At 36.1% G+C, this 15,663-nt stretch carries 17 protein-coding genes; 14 read left to right on the top strand and 3 right to left on the bottom strand.

Annotation, left to right across the window (positions count from 1 at the left end; genetic code table 11):
• Positions 1–69: 69 nt before the first annotated feature.
• The gene (locus ULVI_RS00175; protein WP_068588096.1) at positions 70–564 is read left to right on the top strand and encodes a YkgJ family cysteine cluster protein; all 495 of its coding nucleotides are present in this window, start codon (positions 70–72) and stop codon (positions 562–564) included.
• Positions 565–576: 12 nt separating this feature from the next.
• Here ULVI_RS00175 and ULVI_RS00170 read toward each other — a convergent pair whose 3' ends face one another.
• From ULVI_RS00170 to ULVI_RS00160, 3 genes are read right to left on the bottom strand one after another with little or no spacing between them, the layout of a single operon-like run.
• Complete coding sequence (locus ULVI_RS00170) at positions 577–903, bottom strand: DMT family transporter (RefSeq protein ID WP_068588093.1); 327 nt, start codon at positions 901–903, stop codon at positions 577–579.
• Positions 900–1,442: a hypothetical protein gene (locus ULVI_RS00165; protein ID WP_068588090.1), complete on the bottom strand. Its 543-nt coding sequence runs from the start codon at positions 1,440–1,442 to the stop codon at positions 900–902. The genes ULVI_RS00170 and ULVI_RS00165 overlap by 4 nt, the downstream gene beginning before the upstream one ends.
• A 20-nt stretch (positions 1,443–1,462) precedes the next feature.
• On the bottom strand, positions 1,463–2,779 hold the full coding sequence (locus ULVI_RS00160; protein ID WP_068588087.1) for an exo-beta-N-acetylmuramidase NamZ family protein: 1,317 nt from the start codon (positions 2,777–2,779) through the stop codon (positions 1,463–1,465).
• Positions 2,780–2,789: 10 nt separating this feature from the next.
• Here ULVI_RS00160 and ULVI_RS00155 point away from each other — a divergent pair, with 10 nt between their 5' ends.
• From ULVI_RS00155 to ULVI_RS00095, 13 genes are all read left to right on the top strand, one after another.
• On the top strand, positions 2,790–4,025 hold the full coding sequence (locus ULVI_RS00155) for an ABC transporter permease (protein WP_068588307.1): 1,236 nt from the start codon (positions 2,790–2,792) through the stop codon (positions 4,023–4,025).
• Between the two features lie 42 nt (positions 4,026–4,067).
• A complete protein-coding gene (locus ULVI_RS00150) occupies positions 4,068–4,691 on the top strand; it encodes an outer membrane beta-barrel protein (protein WP_082830737.1) in 624 nt (207 codons plus the stop codon).
• Between the two features lie 116 nt (positions 4,692–4,807).
• Entirely contained in the window at positions 4,808–5,788 is a 981-nt protein-coding gene (locus ULVI_RS00145; protein ID WP_068588302.1) for a PLP-dependent cysteine synthase family protein, read from the top strand.
• A 66-nt stretch (positions 5,789–5,854) separates the two neighbouring features.
• The gene (locus ULVI_RS00140; RefSeq protein WP_068588081.1) at positions 5,855–6,226 is read left to right on the top strand and encodes a DUF202 domain-containing protein; all 372 of its coding nucleotides are present in this window, start codon (positions 5,855–5,857) and stop codon (positions 6,224–6,226) included.
• A gap of 129 nt (positions 6,227–6,355) precedes the next feature.
• Entirely contained in the window at positions 6,356–7,633 is a 1,278-nt protein-coding gene (locus tag ULVI_RS00135) for a DUF2851 family protein (protein WP_068588078.1), read from the top strand.
• 57 nt (positions 7,634–7,690) lie between these two features.
• Positions 7,691–7,921, top strand: coding sequence for a PspC family transcriptional regulator (locus ULVI_RS15615; protein WP_068588075.1), 231 nt, complete (start codon positions 7,691–7,693; stop codon positions 7,919–7,921).
• Positions 7,918–8,928: a potassium channel family protein gene (locus ULVI_RS00125; protein WP_068588072.1), complete on the top strand. Its 1,011-nt coding sequence runs from the start codon at positions 7,918–7,920 to the stop codon at positions 8,926–8,928. Before ULVI_RS15615 ends, ULVI_RS00125 begins: the two co-directional genes overlap by 4 nt.
• 97 nt (positions 8,929–9,025) lie before the next feature.
• Positions 9,026–10,651, top strand: a complete 1,626-nt coding sequence (locus ULVI_RS00120) for an alanine/glycine:cation symporter family protein (RefSeq protein ID WP_068588069.1) — start codon at positions 9,026–9,028, stop codon at positions 10,649–10,651.
• Between the two features lie 56 nt (positions 10,652–10,707).
• A complete protein-coding gene (locus ULVI_RS00115) occupies positions 10,708–11,601 on the top strand; it encodes a ComEA family DNA-binding protein (protein WP_068588066.1) in 894 nt (297 codons plus the stop codon).
• Positions 11,602–11,664: 63 nt separating this feature from the next.
• On the top strand, positions 11,665–12,831 hold the full coding sequence (locus ULVI_RS00110; protein WP_068588063.1) for an acyl-CoA dehydrogenase family protein: 1,167 nt from the start codon (positions 11,665–11,667) through the stop codon (positions 12,829–12,831).
• Between the two features lie 51 nt (positions 12,832–12,882).
• Entirely contained in the window at positions 12,883–14,310 is a 1,428-nt protein-coding gene (locus ULVI_RS00105) for a carboxypeptidase-like regulatory domain-containing protein (RefSeq protein WP_068588061.1), read from the top strand.
• Positions 14,311–14,395: 85 nt separating this feature from the next.
• Entirely contained in the window at positions 14,396–14,590 is a 195-nt protein-coding gene (gene rpsU / locus ULVI_RS00100) for a 30S ribosomal protein S21 (protein WP_068588058.1), read from the top strand.
• A 164-nt stretch (positions 14,591–14,754) separates the two neighbouring features.
• Positions 14,755–15,645 carry a tyrosine-type recombinase/integrase gene (locus tag ULVI_RS00095; protein WP_068588056.1) on the top strand — a complete coding sequence of 297 codons (891 nt, stop codon included), beginning with the start codon at positions 14,755–14,757 and terminating at the stop codon, positions 15,643–15,645.
• Positions 15,646–15,663: the final 18 nt, after the last annotated feature.

The following is a 15,663-nucleotide window of genomic DNA, read 5'->3' as shown; positions in this document are numbered from 1 at the left end:
TTAAACAGGAACCTGTATTCCTTTAGTAGTACTCTATTCTGCAAATCAAAAAAAGTGTATTTTTGAATCATGGATGAAGTGTTAAAAGATCTTCCGCGACGCGCCAAAGATACACATACTGAAAACAAAAAGTTCTTTACAAAACTAAAGAAAAAACCTCCTAAAAATCTGGATGTTTTAATGGTCGAATTGCACGATGCCGAATTTGAAAGAACCGATTGTCTAACTTGTGCTAATTGTTGCAAAACTACAGGGCCACTTTTTACCGATAAGGATGTGGAGCGTATTTCAAAACATTTTAGAATGAAACCCCAACAGTTTATTAAAACGTATTTGCAAGTGGATGAAGAGAACGATTATGTGCTGCAAGAGGTTCCGTGTACATTTCTGGGTGCAGATAATTACTGTAGTATCTATGAAGTACGCCCAAAAGCATGTAGAGAATTTCCCCATACCGATCGCAGGAAATTTCAACAGATTTCTAATCTTACCCTAAAAAATGTAGCTATTTGCCCTGCTGCTTTTAATATTGTGGAGGAGATGAAGCGTAGAGTGAATTTATAAAAATTTTTACTGTTAATTAGAAACGATTTTTAATCCAACGATAGAGGCAATTAATGTACTAATGAAAAACATTCTCCAAAATGTTGGAGGCTCTTTAAATACCAGAATTCCGACAAGGACAGTTCCTACGGCGCCAATTCCTGTCCATACTGCATAGGCGGTCCCAATAGGGATTTCTTGAGTTGCTTTTATAAGCAAATACATACTTACGAACAAACAAACCGCAAATGCGATATACCAATAGATCTTCTGTATTCCCGAAGCCTGTTTTGCTTTTCCAAGGCATGCAGCGAAAGCAACCTCAAATAGTCCCGCAATAATTAATAAGATCCAATTCAATGTAGCATTTGTTTAACTAATTGTAATTTTTTTACGTAAGGTTTGTAGTTATCAGGCATTTCTTTAAAGGGTTCGAGGGTAAATGTGAAATCTTTATTGGATTTAAAATTCCAATAATTTCCATCTTTATATCCGTCTTCAGATTTCAAGTTCCAATCGGGTATATTAATAATTGAAAAGTTTCCTTCTCTATCAATATCTAAAGAAAGACCACTCATGTCCTCTTTGTTTTTATATGTGAATACGATTTCTACATTTAACAAACTTTCTGGAGTGGTAAAGAAAGTTAAAGATTTCGCTCTAAGATTTTTTAATTCTGAGTCCCAATGTTTTTCACCTTTTGAAATAGCAATTACTTCTTGGTATATTCGTATGCTATCCTTTTCGTTTTTCATAATTGCAAATAGACCTTCTTGAACAATGCGAATGGTTTTATCTTCTGCAGCATGAGTAACCGTTGTTTTCTCTGCTGCAAACTCACTATTTTCGACGCCAAAAAAAGTGCCTAATACAAAGAAAAGTATTTTAATTACTTCCATAATATGTAGTTAGATGCGAGTTACTCATATAACAAATATGGCTTTCGCATCGTATTATATGTTGCCAATCCCGCCTTCCAGCTTTGTATTATTTCTTCGGAAGTATTTCCAGCTTCAATTTGTTGCTGAAGTTTTTCTGTTCCTGCTAATTTAACGAAGAAGTTATTGAAAAATTCAGATTTTTTCGTGCTGTTCTTATAGGCTTCAATCAACCAATCTAGATTAATTTGAGACTGGCGAGATTCCTTCCGAAGGTCTTTTCCGAAGCATTGTTCTCCCTTAAATTTAGGGTGCTTAGCTCCTTCGTTGGCTTGAGGTGTAAACGTGAATGAATACTTTTCCGAAGAAAAAGAAGGGGCTCCAAAGATTTGAAATTGCATTTCGGTACCACGACCAGCACTTACAAAGGTTCCTTCAAAAAAACAAAGGCTTGGGTAGAGGGTAATCGCTGTATCGTTAGGCAAGTTTGGAGAAGGTTTTATAGGTAATGAATAGGAAAGTTCATGGTTGTAATTCTCCATTTTAATCACCGTAAGATCGCATTTTTTTGCAGTTTTTAACCAGTCTTCACCTTGAATCATTTTTGCATATTCTCCTATCGTCATTCCATGCACTACAGGGATGGGGTGCATGCCAACAAAGCTTGTGTGTTGCGGTTCCATGATGGGGCCATCGATGTAATGTCCGTTAGGATTAGGACGATCTAAAACAATCACTGGTATGCTAGCTTCTGCGGCGGCTTCCATGACATAATGCAACGTCGAAATATAGGTGTAAAAACGAGCGCCCACATCCTGTATATCGAATAATAGCACATCGATACCTTTTAACTGTTCGGCATTGGGTTTTTTGTTTTTTCCATAAAGTGAAACAATAGGGATTCCTGTTTTCGAATCGATGCCGTCTTTAACCATTTCACCAGCATCTGCGGTACCCCTAAAACCATGTTCGGGTGCAAATACGGTTTGTACAGAAACTTCTTCGCTAACCAAGTAATCGACCAAATGTAGATTACGATCTTTAACATATGCTTTACCATCGGGTGGATATACCAATTGTTTTACCACGGCGCGTGATGTCTGGTTAGCGACAACTCCAACCGATTTCCCTTTAAGCATGGGTAAATAAATATCGGTTCGCTGCATGCCAAGCATTAAGATCTTGTCTTTTTCACGATCTAGATCACGCGCATTGTCTTCGGTGACTGCTTTTCCGGTCTCGATGAGTTGCTCTAAAGGAGCTTTTTGCATTGCTTCTTTTTCGGTAACGGTGCTTCCGCAAGAAAAACAAATGAAAAGCGTTACGATTATTGTATTTTTGATGCTTGTTAATCTCATACCAACGTCTGTGAATTTCGAATTTTTTGTCGCTCGCCGCATTATCGCCGCTAAAGATTATAAAAGTAGTATTTCGGCTCCAATAATAAAAATAGCAATTACCGCTATTGCATTGGGGATTATTATGATGTTGGTAACCATAGCAACTAGCATGGGGTTGCAAAAAAAGATTCGTGAAAAGGTTTCTGCTTTTAATGGTGACATTGTAATTACCAATTTCGACACTAATTATTCCGACGATTCGCAAATTCCTATTTCGATAGAACAGGATTTTTATCCCGAATTTAAAAATGTGGAGGGGATTAAACATATTCAGATCACGGCAGCAAAGGGAGGCGTAATTCGAACTCCTACCGATTTTGAAGGCGTTGTAGTTAAGGGAGTAGGCACCGATTATGACTGGTCCTCTTTCGAAGATTTTTTAATAGAAGGTAGGCTCCCCAATTACAACAGCGGTCTCAACGACGAAATCTTGATGTCTACATTTCTCGCCAATCGACTTGGATTTCAGTTGGGAGATAAAGTTGTTACTTTCTTTCTTAACGACGACACAAATAAAGAACCGCGTAGCAGAGGGTTTACAATTATCGGGATTTACAACAGCGGTTTTCAACAATTTGACGAACAGTTTATTATTGCAGATATTCGTCATGTGCAGCGACTAAATAAATGGGAGAAGGACCAAATTGGTGCTTTTGAGGTATTTGTTACCGATTTCGATAAGATCAACGAAGTTGGAAATAAAGTGTATACCGAAATTGGGAGTACGCTCGATTCGCAAACCATTCGCGATAAATACCTTAATATTTTCGAATGGCTGGATCTTTTCGATTTTAATGTTGCGTTGATCATTGGGATTATGATTCTCGTTGCGGGAATAAACATGATTACAGCATTGCTCGTTCTTATTTTAGAGCGCACACAGATGATTGGAATTCTGAAAGCTTTAGGAACAAGCGATTGGAGCATCCGAAAGGTGTTCTTGTACAACGCAATGTATCTTATTGGAGTGGGAATATTTTGGGGAAATGTGATAGGAATTGGAGGTTTACTCATTCAGAAATACGCCAAGCTATTTCCATTAGATCCTAATACCTATTACGTGACAGAAGCACCCGTGCATTTAGAAATTGGCTATATTCTAATTCTTAATGCAGGAACTTTTTTATTGTGCTTGATCATGTTGTTGATTCCTTCGTTCATCATTTCTAAAATTTCTCCAGTAAAAGCCATTCGATTTGAATGATTTTGTTGGCTTCGGAATACACCTTAATTATACTGTTTTCATATGAAATATTTCATTCTCGTCTTTTTGTTATTATGCATTACTGAAGCTTTTTCGCAACAACCAGAAGCTGCTCTTAAAGAAAAAAAAGGAGAATGGATCTTTACGGCTTACTTCGGAAACGCAACATTGACAGCTAAAAAATCTTTTAAAGTTAATGCCAATGTAGCAGGAGGTTTTATTGGCAAAGAGTTTGTCGTAAGCAACAGTTTTTCGCTCATTACTGGAATTACAAACCAACACGTACGAGCAAGTTATAACGATACTCAAGGTTTACAGTCATTTATAACGAATAACTCATTACAACTTCCCGTCACAGCACGTTATTCTGGAGATTTTGAAAGTGGGTTCTCTTACTTTGTTTCGTTTGGAGGATACGGCTCATACCTTTATAGTGCTACTGTTGAAAATGAAATAAGTGGACAGGATGATAAAATAAAAGGCCTTGGTTTTAACTTCGGACTAGTTGCAGATATTGGAATAAAAAAATATTTTACAGAACATTTAAGTATTTCAGTCGGATTAAAAACTCAAGGAGACCAATTTCAGAGTTACAAAGATGACAAGCAAGAGTTTGAACTCACCAATGTATACCTTTTTGAAGTGGGAATAGGGTATCGCTTCTAAAACCAATAGAGATCTTTATACAGCAAGCAGGATGTTTTTAGAAATCGTTCCTAAACAGTATCTTTGCAGCCGCAAACTTTCATGGTACTATGAAGGTTAAATATTTAAAAAATACTATGGAATACGCAGAAAATATTTTAGGAACTATAGGAAATACACCTCTAGTTAAAATTAATAAACTAGCAGAAGACATTCCTGCGCTAGTACTTGCTAAATACGAAACTTTTAATCCAGGAAACTCGGTAAAAGATCGCATGGCGGTGAAAATGATTGAAGATGCAGAAGCAGATGGAAGATTGAAACCCGGGGGTACAATCATCGAAGGAACTAGTGGAAATACTGGAATGGGGCTCGCATTAGTCGCTATTGTAAAAGGATATAAAATGATCTGTGTGATCAGCGACAAACAAAGTAAGGAGAAAATGGATATTCTTCGTGCCGTTGGAAGCGAAGTAATTGTTTGCCCAACCGACGTTGAACCGGACGATCCACGCTCGTATTATTCTACTTCAAAACGTCTAGCAGAAGAAACACCAAATAGTTGGTATGTAAATCAGTATGACAATTTAAGCAACCGAAAAGCGCATTACGAAAGTACAGGTCCTGAAATTTGGAAACAAACCGATGGTAAAGTCACTCATTTTGTAGTAGGAGTTGGTACTGGAGGAACTATTAGTGGTGTGGGGAAATATTTAAAAGAGAAAAATCCAGACATTAAAATTTGGGGAATAGACACCTACGGAAGTGTTTTTAAAAAGTATCATGAAACTGGGATCTTTGACGAAAATGAGATCTATTCGTATGTAACGGAAGGAATTGGAGAAGACATTCTGCCTAAAAATGTAGATTTCGATATCATTGATGGCTTTACAAAAGTAACCGATAAAGATGCTGCCGTTTGGACACAGAAACTATCGAAAGAAGAAGGATTCTTTTTAGGAAATTCAGCAGGCGCAGCCATGAAGGGAGTTCATCAATTAAAAGAACATTTTAAGAAAGACGATGTTGTAGTAGTATTATTCCACGATCACGGAAGTCGTTATGTAGGTAAAATGTACAACGATGATTGGATGCGAAAAATGGGATATATCGACTAAATCTATTTTTTAATAAGAACATTAAAATCCCGCTATTACGCGGGATTTTTTTTATTTTTATACCTGATGAAAACAAGAGCTCAAAAATTATTTCGATTTTTACGTACGAAGCCAGTTCCAGTAAATACAAGAGAAATTCTTGCACTAGAGCGAACCAAACTAGCAAATGAACGTACGTTACTGGCGTACATTCGTGCTTCATTGTATTTGCTATTAGGAGGGTTGGCATTACTTCAATTAAAAGATTTTAAAACCATCCAGTGGTTAGGGTACGTGGCTTTGGTGGTTTGTGTTGTATTTCTTACCGTAGGCATCGCTCGATTTATTTTGTTAAACCGAAGACTCCGAAAATGGAATCGAATCCTATTCGCAGACACCATTTCTGAGAAAGTGGAACAGGATTCAGATGTTTCAAAAGAAAAGGAGACCAGTGAGTAGCGAATTGGTAATACCCTTCGGCTTCTATAAAGCTGACTTAGTTTTTCTTTCTTTGCCTTAAGGTATTTGTTTTCAACAGTTTTTCATATTTTTAAAAATCAGCATCACTCCCCGTGATACGATAGTTTTATGAAAGAAGATTTCTTGCACTATGTGTGGAAGTTTCAGAAATTCGATGCACGGGCGTTACAAACTACTTCTGGAACATCCCTTCAAATAATTCAAGCCGGGATACATAACTTTAATTCTGGCCCCGATTTTTTTAATGCTCAGATTCGAATTGGTGATCAACATTGGGCGGGAACTGTTGAAATTCATGTAAAAGCTTCAGATTGGTACGTTCATAATCATGAACAAGATGCGCAGTACGATACGGTGATTCTTCATGTGGTCTACGAACATGATGCCGAAATAATACGAAATGATGGAACCTTTATTCCTACCTTAGAAATAGGTTCTTTAATTTCTTCCGAAGCAAAAAACTATTATTCAAATTTGTTCTTAAAACCACATACTTGGATTAATTGCGAACATGATATACAACAGGTTGATGGTTTTATATTAAAGAATTGGCAGGACCGAATGTTTATCGAGCGTTTAGAACAGAAGACCGAACGTATTAAAAAGGAAGCAGAACGCTGTTCGAATCATTGGGAGGAAGTATTGTTTCGGCTTCTTTGCAAAAATTTTGGGCAAAAAGTTAATGGGGAAGCTTTTTTGAGTATGGCACAGGCAACCCATTTTAAAACCGTGCAAAAATGTAGGGGAGAGGTTTTCGTATTAGAAGCGTTACTTTTTGGGCAGGCGGGGCTGCTTCATGATTTAAAAGAAGATGGATATTATAGATCGCTTCAGAAGGAGTATAGGTATTTAAAGCAAAAGTTTCAACTTGAGAATAACACGGTTATAACTCCAAAGTTTTTTCGATTACGACCTTCAAATTTTCCTACGATTCGGTTGTCTCAACTTGGGGTACTGTATTCAAAAACAAAAGGACTTTTTTCTGAAATACTTTCAGCAACAACACGTTCGGAGTATTACGAGATTTTCGCTGTATCTGCGGGAGAATATTGGGACACACATTTTAATTTTGGCACCGTATCCTCCCCTCGTAAAAAGAAGCTGACGGAAAACACCGTCGATTTGCTGCTATTAAATACTGTAATTCCACTAAAATTTTATTATTATAGAACTCATGGAAAAGATGTTTCTGAAGAAATGATGACACTGGCTGCCGAAATAAAACCAGAGGTAAATGCAGTTCTAAAAAAATTTGGGGACCTTGGGGTGAAAGCCAATAGTGCCTTCGAGTCGCAATCGCTGCTACAGCTTAAAAAACAGTATTGTGACGTAAACCGTTGCTTGGAGTGTGCGGTAGGGAATTCACTTTTAAAACAGAAAATTTAAATTGCTATTTCGATTGTAAATAAAAAGTCTTTTTAAAAAATATAGTACTTTGCATCTATGTTACAGTTTGTATACAAGATTCGGCATTACTTCGAAAAACGTGGCTTTTACGTAAGTTCTCGTTTGGCCGATCGGTTGGGAATGCGAGCGAAAAGTGTTCGGTTGTTTTTTATTTACGTGTCTTTCGCAACCCTCGGATTATGGTTCGCTATCTATCTTACCTTAGCATTTTTATTAAAATTAAAAGATTTAGTGTTTACAAAAAGAAGTTCAGTTTTCGACTTATGAGACGTATTTTTCAATCTAAATTATATGGATCATTATTTCTTTTACTCGTAGTTTTTTTGGGAGGTGTTATTGGGTTTAAGTTTATATCTTCCTATTCTTGGGTAGATGCGCTGTACATGACAGTTATAACTATTACCACGGTAGGTTTTGGAGAAGTACAACCTTTAAGTCCGACAGAAAAAATATTCACTTCCGTATTTATTGTTTGCAGTATCTTTATTGTGGGGTATGCCATTTCGACCATTACAGAACATATTTTAAGTAAAAATAATATTGGAAATCTTCGTCAAAAAAAAATCGAGAAAATGATACACGAGATGAAACATCACGTAATTGTTTGTGGCTATGGTAGAAATGGAAAACAAGCAGTTCAAAAATTACAAGCATATAATCAAGATTTTGTGGTTGTTGAAATGGACGAACATGTGGTAGATCGTTTCGAGGAAGAAAAAATTCCTTTTATACATGGAAATGCAAACGAAGACGAAATTCTTATAGAAGCTGGAATAGAACGTGCTTCAACACTTATTTGTGCATTACCTAGCGACGCTGATAACTTATTTATTGTTTTATCTGCGCGTCAGATTAATAAAGAGTTAAAGATTATTAGCCGTGCTTCAGAAGAAACCAGTTATAAAAAACTGAAACTTGCTGGTGCCGATAATGTAATCATGCCAGACAAGATAGGAGGAGAGCACATGGCATCTTTAGTAGTAGTTCCCGATCTTGTAGAGTTTTTAGATAATCTTTCGGTCTCGGGAGAAGAAGATAGTATTAATGTAGAACAGATTCCGTTCGAAAAAGTATGTTCAGATGGGGTGGAAAAGGCCATACAGGATCTCGATGTACGAAAAAAAACAGGGTGTTCGATTATAGGATATAAAGCACCTAACGGAGAGTATATCGTGAACCCCGAACCATCGCTTATTATTAAGAAAGATTCAAAAATTATATTAATTGGTCGCCCAAATCAAATTGAAAGTTTGAAAAAATTATACCACGTTTAAGAAATCGTTAACAATTTAATGTGTAAAAATTTGAATTCGCCAATTTTTTTAGGCATCTTGCTTTGCTGAAAAAACAAGTATAATTTAAAATTATAATATGAAGAAATTTCTTCTTTCTCTATTTGCAGTATTAACCCCATTATTAGCTTTTGCGCAAGATCCAACAACTTCTGAAAAGATCGATGCTACATTTCGTGATTATACAGGATGGTTTGTTGAAGCTATCTTTTATGAAATTCCATTTTCTGAAACATTCCAAATTCCATGGGTGCTTATTGTGTTAATAGGTGGAGCATTATATTTTACAGTTTATTTTAAACTGATAAACTTTACTGGGTTTTGGACAGCGATAAAAGTAGTTCAAGGTAAATATGAAGATATCGAAAAGCATGGTGCCGATACATTGTACGGAGACCAAACTCCTAATGAAGGAGAGAATATTATTGAAACTTTGCGTGACGATAGTGCCGACGGAGAGGTTTCTCACTTTCAAGCATTAACAGCAGCATTATCTGCTACAGTAGGTTTAGGAAATATTGCTGGAGTAGCAGTGGCATTATCTATTGGTGGGCCAGGAGCAACCTTTTGGATGATCCTTGCCGGTCTGTTAGGTATGGCATCTAAGTTTGCAGAATGTACTTTAGGTGTAAAATATCGTGATGTTGGAGAAGATGGAACCGTGTATGGAGGTCCTATGTATTATCTGTCGAAAGGATTAAAAGAAAAGGGTTTCGGATTTATTGGTAAAATTTTAGCTGTAGTTTTTGCAATTTTTGTAATTGGAGGATCTTTCGGAGGAGGAAATATGTTTCAAGCGAATCAAGCAGCGGCGCAATTTGTAAAGCTTTTTGATCTTCAAGATGCAAATGCAGGAATGTACTTCGGAATGGGAATGGCAGTATTGGTTGCTATTGTAATTATCGGGGGAATTAAAAGAATCGCTTCTGTTACCGAAAAGATTGTACCGTTCATGGCAGGAATATATGTATTAGCGGCAGTAATTATTTTGTTTGCTAATTTCTCATTGATCGATGATGCTTTTGCCTTAATTTATCACGGAGCTTTTTCTGGACTTGGAATTGCAGGGGGACTTATTGGAGTAATGATTCAAGGAATTCGACGAGGAGCGTTCTCTAATGAAGCTGGTGTCGGGTCTGCGGCTATTGCCCACTCGGCGGTACGAACCAAGTATCCTGCGAGTGAAGGAATTGTTGCCTTATTAGAGCCTTTTGTAGATACGGTAGTAATTTGTACTATGACTGCGTTAGTAATTATTATTACAAATTTTGACGGTCACTTTATGGAATATGGAACCGAAATAAAAGAAGGAGTTGAGTTAACAGCTGTCGCTTTCGATAGTGTAATTCCTCACTTCTCGATTGTTTTAACGATTGCAGTAATTTTATTTGCTTTCTCAACTATGATCTCTTGGTCGTATTATGGTATGCAAGGGTGGAAATATCTCTTCGGAAGAGGACGCGTAACAGATTTAGTTTACAAGTTTTTATTCTTATTATTTGTAATTATTGGAGCATCTATAAGTTTAGGAGCTGTAATTGATTTCTCTGATGCGATGATCTTTGCAATGGTAGTACCAAATATAATCGGTGTACTTATGCTTACACCAGTAGTACGCAAAGAATTAAATAAATATATGAAGGCGATTAAAACCAAACATGAAGCTCTTGAAGACGGTGCAGATGACCTTCGTAAGGAAATGTAATCGTAATTAAACAGATTATTGCAATAGTGACTCCCCTGTGACTAAACACAGGTGGTATGAAATTAAGCAAAACTACAAGATCCCATTTTGTCTTCAATCGAAGTCAACGAAATGGGATCTTACTTTTGGTTACAATTAACTTTTTGTTATTAGGCTGGTATTATTTCTTCACCAGTTCTACCGAAGTGATTTTCGATAGTACTTCCTCGGAAATTATGCAGCTTCAGAAACAACACGATTCTTTGGCAAAGGTCGCTTCCGAAGAGAAACAACCAAAGATTTATCCATTTAACCCTAATTTTATTTCAGATTACAAAGCCTATACATTAGGAATGTCTCCAAGAGAATACGATCGATTAAAGGCGTTTCGTGCCGAAGATAAATGGGTAAATTCTATCGAAGATTTTAAGCGAGTAACTCAAATTTCAGATTCTCTTTCAAATAAGATTAGTCCATTTTTTAAATTTCCTGATTGGATAACCCATCCAAAACCAAAACGCGCCTATACGGCGAAAGCGTTTATTTCCGAAGAAAAACCATTCTCAAAAAAACAAGATTTAAACGTAGCGACTTCTCAAGAGCTAAAAAAAATATATGGAATTGGAGAAGCATTAAGTGCTCGTATAATTAACTATAGAGCTAAATTAGGGGGTTTTTCCAGTGATGCGCAATTGCATAGTGTATACGGGCTATCGCCAGAAGTTATTGGTAGAATAGAAAAGGAGTTTACTGTAAAAACACCAAAGAAATTGTCCCGTATTAATGTAAATACTGCATCCGCTTCAGATATTGCAACCATTCCTGGGATTAGTTTCGAATTGGCAAAAGAGATCTGGGAGTTTTGTAAACTTAGAGAAGGAATTTCTTCAATTTCTGAGCTTCAGAAAATTGAAGGATTAACGCAATCGAAGTTCATTTTAATTCAATTATATTTGTTCATTGAAGAATGAAAAGGTCATTTCATTTATAAAACCGCAATTAAAAGCCTTAATTTTAGTAAAACTGAAAACTATATGGAGCATTTATATTTCACAGAAGAGCATAATTTTTTTAGAAAAAGTTTACAAGATTTTTTACAAAAGGAAGTTGTTCCGCATATAGATGAATGGGAAAAAACAGGAACTATAGATCGCAGTGTCTGGGAAAAATTTGGAGAAATGGGCTATTTTGGTTTAGCAACGCCAGAGGCCTATGGTGGACTAGATCTAGACCTGTTCTATACTGTGATCTTTTTAGAGGAATTACAAAAAGTAAATTCTGGTGGTTTTGCAGCAGCAATGTGGGCACATGCCTATTTGGCAATGACACATTTAAATAAAGAAGGTAATCATGAGCAGAAAGAAAAATATTTAACTCCAAGCGCCGAAGGTAAAATGATTGGATGTTTATGTATCACAGAGCCTTTTGGAGGAAGCGATGTTTCGGGCATGAGAAGCACCGCAGTTAAAAAGGGTGATACGTATATTATTAATGGTTCTAAAACATTTATAACCAATGGAGTATACAGCGACTATTTGGTGGTTGCTGCGAAGACTGCTCCAGAATTAGGAAATAAAGGGATTAGTATTTTTGTGATGGATCGTAATACGCCCGGTATATCTGCAACTAAATTAGATAAACTAGGATGGAGGGCGAGTGACACTGGAGAGATTGCTTTCGATAATGTTGAGATTCCTGCAGCAAATTTAATGGGAGAAGAGAACAAAGGGTTTCCTTACATAATGCAGCACTTTGCATTAGAGCGTCTAATCATGGGTATTAATGCACATGCGAGAAGTGAATTTGCACTAGAGTATGCCATTCAATATATGAAAGATCGGTTTGCCTTCGGAAAAAGTATTTCTAAATTTCAAGCACTTCGACATAAAGTAGCGCAATTAACAAGTGAAGTAGAGGTGTGTAAAACCTTTAATTATGTAACTGCAAAACGATTAAATGACGGTGAATATGTGGTAAAAGAAGCTACAATGTCTAAGTTAATTTCTACGAAAGTTGCAGATGAGGTAATGTACGAATGTGTACAGTTCTTAGGAGGGTATGGTTATATGGAAGACTATCCAATGGCGCGACTTCTGCGTGATAGTAGATTAGGACCAATAGGTGGAGGAACCTCAGAGATTTTACGTGAAATTATTTCAAAGATGGTAATAGAAGGAAAAGAGTACAAACCTGCTACATAGCCTTCAGAAATAACAAAAGCCCTATATTTAAATTCATTAAAACCTACATAAATGAATTATTTCTTTAAGCAATTCCTAGTCTTAGTGACTTTGTTCTTAAGCCTTCAACTAACGGCTCAAACTGAATTAAAAAGTAAGATTGTAGATTTTGCAACGTATGCTCCGATCGAAAATGCAAGTATTTACATTGAGAATTCTACCATTGGAACGGTAAGTAATTCTGATGGAAAATTTGTGCTAGTGGTTCCGCAAAGATACGTGAGCGATACGTTGGTGATCTCTTCTATCGGGTATAAAAGTTTCCGAAGTGCTGTCGCCGATTTTGATGTGTCTATGGATGTATTTTTAGAGGAAGATATGGCTTCGCTAGACGAAGTAATCCTTATTGCTGAAACTCGTCCGAAAACAGGAAACGATATCGTATTAAGAGCAATCGAGGAATTGCCCGATAATCTTCCCGAACAACCGTATCTTCAGAAAGGGTTTCTACGGCACAAAGAACGGAATACAACAGAATATAAATGGCTTATTGAAAGTGCGATTACTTTATACGATTCCAGCTATGCTTCAGGAGCTAAAAAGAATTTAAAAATAAATGTAGACGAGACACGAAAGAGTTACGATTTGCGAGATGTTGATAGTCTGTATGCGTATACGGCGTACCTAAAAAACAAAACTAATGCTGATAAGGCATTGCGATCAAAAAACTTACGAAGAGACACGATAAAAACTGAAACTTTAGTCGAAGCAATTAAGTGGAACGATGAACGCGTTAATGGTTTGGACAAACTTTTTAGAGGGAAATTAAATATTTTTAGAAATGCCAACGCCTCAAAAGCTCTTTTTGGAGACGATGTTTTAGAGCATCATCAATTTCGTCTAGATACCGTATTGGTGGAAAATGGCAAAAAACTATATAAGATTGAAATTAAAAAAGGAGCTGACTTCGTAGGTTTAAATACTCCAGGAATATATAATGAAGGTTTCGAACCCAGAGGATGGCTTTATATTGATTGGGATACCTATGCGATAAAAAAGATGGAGTATGAACTAGTTGCTGCTTCTCAAAATCAGAAGAACAGAAGTAAGAGTTTGTTTGGTACCTTGTTAAATCATAAAGTTGTTATGACGTATATTTCTTTTGAAGACAAAATGTATCCGAAATATATATATTATGAAACGCCTAAGCTGGTAAATGCAGGAGATCGTTCTTCAGATCAGTTAGATAAAAAAGGAAGGCCTACCCAAGATAAAAATGATTTTTACTATAATACGGTTCAGGAAATTGTTTTTACTGAAGTTGTTCAAGATCCCGAAATCGTTTCTGAATCATTACAGCAAAATTGGTCTGAAGATATCTTTGTGACCCAGCCCTATAACGAGACTTTTTGGGAAAATTATAATGTATTGCTTGAAAGTGAAGAAGAAGAGAAGCTTATTCAGGACCTTAGTAAACGAGCGTCTTTATTCAAACAATAAATTTTTTAAAAATTTCACTTTCATTTAGCGATTATTTAAAAGTAATACTTATTTTTGCCGACCTAAAGAGAGGAGGTTAAGAACTATGTTAATTATACCAATTAAAGACGGAGAAAATATCGACAGAGCACTAAAGCGTTTTAAGCGTAAGTTTGATCGTACAGGAACAATGCGTCAGTTACGTGCACGTCAAGCATTCTCAAAGCCATCGGTTGTGAGAAGAAAAGAAATTCAAAAAGCTCAATACATCCAGAACTTAAGAGATCAGGAAGAAATTTAGTGAATTGACCACGAAAGTGGAGATATATATTAAATCCGTTGGAATTTTCCAACGGATTTTTTTGTTTATATAGTGTAGCATGTGCAAATTACAATTTGTATTTTTAGGCACGGCAGTTATTCTTGGTTTAGTAGTTATACTAATTTGTCTTATTTCCCTAGCGTATGTCCTTTGTAAAATTTATCGATTATTTAGAATACGAAAAAAAGTATTCAGTGCATACTGTAGCTGCGTATAAAAAGGATATTGAGTCTTTTCTTGATTTTGTTTCCGAAGAGTTTGAAATAACAAATGCTAAAGAAGTTAGTTATACTGTGATTCGAAGCTGGATTGTTTCGTTAGTGAATGCAGGTATATCGAACCGAAGTGTGAACAGAAAAGTTTCTTCCTTAAAAGCGTATTTTAAATTTCTTCTGAAAACAAAACAGATCGAAATTAACCCGTTAACAAAACACAAAGCTTTAAAAACAGCTAAGAAAGTTCAAGTGCCTTTTTCAGAAAATGAAATTTTAGATGTTTTAGAGCTCTTAGGTCAGTCTGGTGATTTTGAAAGTGTTCGAAATAGATTAATGGTCGAATTATTTTACGCAACTGGAATTCGAAGGGCAGAATTAGTGCAGTTAAAAATTTCTGACGTCTTACTCTCTCAAAAAATCATAAAAGTTTTAGGGAAACGAAATAAAGAGCGAATCATTCCTGTGCTTCCATCTGTATTAGAGACACTCGAGAGCTATTTAACATTACGCAATAAGTTAGAAAATATAAAAGATAAAGATTTCTTGTTTGTGACTTCGAAAGGGGTTAAAATCTACGAAACGCTTGTTTATAGGGTTATTAATTCTTATTTTAGTAAGGCATCCGAGAAGGTGAAGAAAAGTCCGCATATATTGCGGCACTCATTTGCTACCCACCTTTTAAATCAAGGTGCTGATTTAAGTGCGGTAAAAGAGTTGTTGGGGCATTCAAGTTTAGCTTCTACGCAAGTGTATACACATAATAGTATAACAAAGTTGAAAGAAGTATATAAAACTTCACACCCTCGAAACCAAAAATGAATTTCTAACTTATAAAAC

The organism is Cochleicola gelatinilyticus (assembly GCF_001637325.1).
Taxonomy (GTDB): Bacteria; Bacteroidota; Bacteroidia; order Flavobacteriales; family Flavobacteriaceae; genus Cochleicola; species Cochleicola gelatinilyticus.
Note: the sequence above shows the minus strand (reverse complement) of the source record. Positions and strands in the feature narration are given on the sequence as shown.